This is a genomic window from Halomonas sp. (assembly GCF_041689495.1).
GTDB lineage: Bacteria > Pseudomonadota > Gammaproteobacteria > Pseudomonadales > Halomonadaceae > Halomonas.
On sequence record NZ_JBDNGD010000010.1, the window covers coordinates 1 to 4899 of the forward strand.

At 59.4% G+C, this 4899-nt stretch carries 6 protein-coding genes and 2 pseudogenes; all 8 read left to right on the top strand.

All coding sequences use genetic code 11. The features are described from left to right. Positions 1-407: pseudogene (locus ACESMD_RS00305) on the top strand (hypothetical protein); the annotation flags it as partial. A 109-nt stretch (positions 408-516) separates the two neighbouring features. Further along, positions 517-768: a hypothetical protein gene (locus ACESMD_RS00310; RefSeq protein ID WP_372609308.1), complete on the top strand. Its 252-nt coding sequence runs from the start codon at positions 517-519 to the stop codon at positions 766-768. Between the two features lie 125 nt (positions 769-893). After that, positions 894-1514 carry a type II toxin-antitoxin system MqsA family antitoxin gene (locus tag ACESMD_RS00315; protein ID WP_372609309.1) on the top strand — a complete coding sequence of 207 codons (621 nt, stop codon included), beginning with the start codon at positions 894-896 and terminating at the stop codon, positions 1512-1514. A 13-nt stretch (positions 1515-1527) separates the two neighbouring features. Next, positions 1528-1986, top strand: coding sequence for a hypothetical protein (locus ACESMD_RS00320; protein WP_372609310.1), 459 nt, complete (start codon positions 1528-1530; stop codon positions 1984-1986). A 234-nt stretch (positions 1987-2220) separates the two neighbouring features. Next, a complete protein-coding gene (locus ACESMD_RS00325; RefSeq protein WP_372609311.1) occupies positions 2221-3006 on the top strand; it encodes a TIGR04255 family protein in 786 nt (261 codons plus the stop codon). After that, complete coding sequence (locus ACESMD_RS00330; RefSeq protein WP_372609312.1) at positions 2994-3683, top strand: helix-turn-helix domain-containing protein; 690 nt, start codon at positions 2994-2996, stop codon at positions 3681-3683. Before ACESMD_RS00325 ends, ACESMD_RS00330 begins: the two co-directional genes overlap by 13 nt. Positions 3684-3712: 29 nt before the next feature. Continuing rightward, positions 3713-4492, top strand: a complete 780-nt coding sequence (locus ACESMD_RS00335) for a hypothetical protein (RefSeq protein WP_372609313.1) — start codon at positions 3713-3715, stop codon at positions 4490-4492. Between the two features lie 147 nt (positions 4493-4639). Continuing rightward, positions 4640-4899, top strand: a pseudogene (locus ACESMD_RS00340) (hypothetical protein); the annotation flags it as partial.

The window sequence follows — 4899 nt, forward strand, 5'->3', positions numbered from 1 at the left end:
CTGGGCGAGCGCTTTCGTTAGCTGGACGTGCCCTTGCTGGTGGAGTGGCCGGATGGGCGCCAGAACAGAAAGTCGAGATCTACGCCAAGGCGATCCAGGGGTTGTTGACGCTGGAACCGAATATCGAGAAGCAGATCAAATATCTCGACTTCGTCGATATTTACACGGGATTGAGCGACGCGGAACAACACGCCTATGAATCCCGCTACCCACAGGAGAATGCCGTCATGACGGGACTGACAGAACGCTTACGTACGGAAGGCCGCCAGGAAGGCCGCCAGGGAGCCCTGCGTGAAACCGCACGCAACCTGATTCAGACCACCGAACTGGACGATGCCGCCATCGCCAACGCCACCGGCCTCCCGCAAGCTGAGGTCCAGGCCCTGCGGTTCGAGTTGAAACACTGAGCCCACAGCGGAGTAGGGTCTGACCCCGTTTCGTAGCCAGGCGTGTGGATGTTGCCGTGGGTCTCGTGGCCGTGTGGACTTATTGCAATGCTGCGGGAGACTTACCATAATGGTAAAGAGCGTGAACGTCAGCCGCTACGCTGAGGCGCCGCCAGGTCCGGGTAGCCAAGTCCGCACCATACCTGATGGCCCCCTGTACCCCGTTGCAGAAGTGCTGGAGGCGTTGCATGACCAGGGGTTGGTGTTATGGACACAGCGCGCGATCAAGAAGACGCAGGACCTTGGGCTGGATCACGATGATGTCGCGGACCTGCTGCGTGAAGCCCTTCACCATGGCAGTTACCATCAGAGTGAGGGGTGAATGGAATGACAACGCTTTTCGTGAACTTCCCGTACCGTACTATCTGAAATTTGCATTGGCCAAAAGTGGACGCGTGGTATTGACGGTGTCGTGCCACGTCCAGCAATAGTGCCAAGGAGGACTCCATGCCAGCCAACCATGAAATGCTCTGCTCCATCTGCGAGGCGGGGCCGCTGGTACCCGAAACCGTCGAGAATGAGGTGACGTACAAGGGGCGCACGCGGTCGCTGCCGTTGCTGATGTCGGTCTGCCAGGACTGTGGTTCCGAGCAGGCCAGTGCCCAGCAGGCACGGGACAACAAACGCGCCATGCTGGCATTCCGAAAGGAGGTGGATGGCTTGCTGACGGGAGCCGAGCTGCGCGTACTGCGCGAGCGCCTGAGTATTTCCCAGGCGCAGGCTGCACGGCTGTTTGGCGGTGGGCCGGTGGCTTTCTCCAAGTACGAAAACGATGACGTGGCCCAGTCCGAGGCGATGGATCGCTTGGTTCGCATGTCGGCAGAGGTGCCGGGGGCACTGCGCTGGCTGGCACACCGTGCCGGGGAGCCTGATCTGGCGGGTTCCGCTTCCACTCAGGGGTTTCGAGACTATCTTGCGGCGATGGAACGCTACGCGAAAAGCGTTTCACGGCTATCTAGTTCGATAGATATCCAGCATCGGTATATCGAGCCTCGGCAGGTCATTCGACTCACGGGGATTAACGAAGACAAAGATACCTGGGGCCAACGCGAATCGGTACTGCTCTGAAGGAGCCCATGATATGAGCGTCCAACTGGAAATGTCCCCGCTGCAGCTCAAGGAGCTGCTCTATAAGAAGGTTCTGATAGAATCTGCGGTTGATCTGTCCGAGGTAGAGGTCTATTGGGCGCCAACCTTTGACTTCGAGGGCGTGAAGTTAGTGGCCGATCTGGCCGTTGGGGTTGCCAAGGACCAGCAGGACGACCCCAGAAGCTTCATGGTGGAAATGACGGTTGCAATCCCCAACGATCCGGAGGATGGCAAGCGGGCTCCTTACACCCTGGATATCCAAGCTCAAGCCTGGATCGAAGTCGCCGATGGCATTCCGAAGGACAAGCGTCGTGAGATCGTAGAGGTCAACGGTGCCTCCTTGATTCTCGGGGCGATCCGTGAACTGGTTCTGCAGGTCACCGGCAGGTCTGGCCTTGGCCCCATGCTGTTACCCACTCTGCGATTCCTCGGAGTAGGGTCAGACCCTTAAGTAGATTTAAGGGTCTGACCCTGTGGCCGAAACCTGTGCGGTGGCTTTGCGCCGCCACGGAAACCTGTTCGGTGGCATCTTTCTCTGTAGGAGGGCAACTCTGCTGCGCGACGGCGCCGCTGGAAACGGAGAAATTCTTGTGTACCAGGGAACGAGTTGCCGCTATTGGTGTAAAGTGGAGTGTAAAGCCTTGCCGATTTTTCCAGCTACCGTGCCAGCAGGATGACAATCACCATGACCACGCCCGCGCTGCAGGCCCCCGTTTTCTATGTTCTTGCTCAGATCAAGTTCAATCGAATCGAGCAGATGGCCAGCTATGTGGGGCCGCTGCAGGACGCGCTGCGTCGCCAGGGCTATCCGGACTTCCGCGAAGACCATCAGCTGCATATGCAGGTGACTCCCGGCCCTCAGCTCGATGTGCAGCGCCAACAGGTCGAGCGCTGGGTGTTCACCGACCAAAAGCGCCAAGAAGGGGTCATCCTGCTCAAGGATGCGCTGATCTTTCAGACCGCCCGCTACTCACGCTTCACTGATTTCAGGAATGCCGTGCTGCAGGTGCTTGAAGCGCTGCACCGGGAGGTGGAACTGGCCTATGTCGACCGCATCGGCCTGCGCTATCTTGACGCGGTAATCCCTTCCGAGACCCATCCTCTGGAACGTTTGCTGAGTCCGGGCCTGTTCGGGCTGTATCGTGAGGTTGCCGGAGAACCTAGGCATAGCGTGACGGAAACCGTGAGCGGCGTGGGGGGTGGTACTCTGGTAGTACGCACACTGATTTCCCCGCAGGGTGTGCCTTTGCCTCCGGATCTGCAGCCGATGTCGCTGCAGCTGGATGCGCGTATCCAGGCATCGCAGGACCAGGAGGCCGCTGTGCTGGATAGCGACTATTTCGTAGCAGAGCGCGAAACCTTTGATAGCCAGGCCGTGGCGCGCCAGTTGGATGCCTCCCATGAGGTCATCAGTGAGGCCTTCAGAATGGCTACCACAGAGCAGGCGAGGAGTGAGCTATGGCAACTGTAAGCCCCGAAATCATCTCCGAACATGGCGGCACCGGCAGTGCATCGCAGACGGCTAGCTACTCATCTTCCTGGGGCTGGGGGACTGGTGCCCGCCAAACCATGGCGTTGGCCGCTACCTGTTTTTTGGTTCCCCTGACGCTGGGAGGAGAGCCAGGTTCCGGCGGCGCTATGACCCCGGAAGCGGCGCTGTCTCGGCATCAATGGCTGCATGATGACTCAATCGAAGTTACCTCTGCGGTAGCGGGTGCGGAAGATGCTGAGTTGCGCACGCCGGCTGAGCGCCTGGAGCGGATTCGTCAGGCATTGGGCTTGACGGTTACCGACCTGGCGCACCTGCTGGGCACGTCGCGGCCTACCGTCTATGCCTGGCTCAACGGCCAGGAGCCGCGCCCCGAGGTCCATGCGCTGCTCATTAGGCTGGAGCGGCAATCAGAGGCCGTGGCGGCATGCGAGCTCCCGCGCATCAACAAGCTGGTGCGTCGCCCCCTGCACTCTGGTAGCAGCCTGCTGGAACGCTTGCAGCATGGTGACCCGCTGGAACCAGCGCTGGAGGAGCTCCAGAGGCTTGCACAGCGCGAGCACTCTGGACGTGCGCGGCACAAGGGCAAGGCCGTGGCCGCCCGCAGCACACGTGAGGCGCTCGACGATGTCGCAGTGCCGCTGCAGCGGCGAGGATAAGCGTGGTGGTGCGAGAATGGACGAGGTCGATGCCCTGGTCTCAGGGAAACCTGCTCGCCATGGAGGACATGGCAGCCTTGGGGCTGGCCAAGGCGGACGCCTGTTGGGGCGTGGTGATCACTCATGACTGTGACTTGGCCAATGATAATCTGGCGCTTGAGCCTTCGGTCGAAGTGGTCTTGGCGCAGCTAGTGGACTCGCCCGATGGGAACTGCCGCCATGCCAAGAATGCTCGCAAGTTGCATCTCGACTGGGAAGGAGCAGATGGGCTGTTATGCCTGGAACTGTTGGCGACCCACAAACATCACGTGGCCAAAGGCGATCTGGCGCAGTACGAACCGGTGCCCGGTTTCATGCTGCCACCGGCAGGCAAGCGAACGCTGCAAAGCTGGTTGGCCGCGCGCTATCGACGCCAGGCCTTGCCGGACAGCCTTGTGGAGCGGTTGAGGCATGTCTTCAATCGGATTGAAAAGCAGGGCAAGCAGCAGGCGGCGACTGTCATCGGCTATTGGTTGTCCTTCGCCCCGGCTAGCGAGCTGGAAGCTGACGACCCCTACGATCTGAATATCAGTATCGTCTATACGATTGACGTGCCGGAAGCCGAAGCCGCCGCCTCTGCCATTGCCGAAGATATAAGCAGTCGCTTCAATGACTTGGTGGTAAAAACAGCGGCTGGCGGCGTGGTATTGGGAACCTGTGACGCCTATTCCGAAGAGGAATTTACGCTCTACGATATCCGTCAGCACGTGGAGTTTCGCCTGGATTATCTCAGCAACCGAATCTTCCCTGACGGGGTGGAATTGGGGTGACTTAACATCCTTCTTGAAGGCCTCTATCGCCCAATAAATTGGCCTCTCACGAAAATCTGGGCGTGCGGTGGAGTAGGGTCAGACCCTTAATTTCGCTTAAGGGTCTGACCCTGTAGCCGCCTTGACAGTGACAACCTGGTGGCCCGCTTGAACCTGCCCAACATGCAGTGGGCGCCGGAACAGAAGGTCGAGATCTACGCCAAGGCGATCCAGGGGTTGTTGACGCTGGAACCGGATATCGAGAAGCAGATCAAATATCTCGACTTCGTCGATATTTACACGGGATTGAGCGACGCGGAACAACGCGCCTATGAATCCCGCTATCCACAGGAGAATGCCGTCATGACGGGACTGACAGAACGCTTACGTACGGAAGGCCGCCAGGAAGGCCGCCAGGAAGGCCGCCA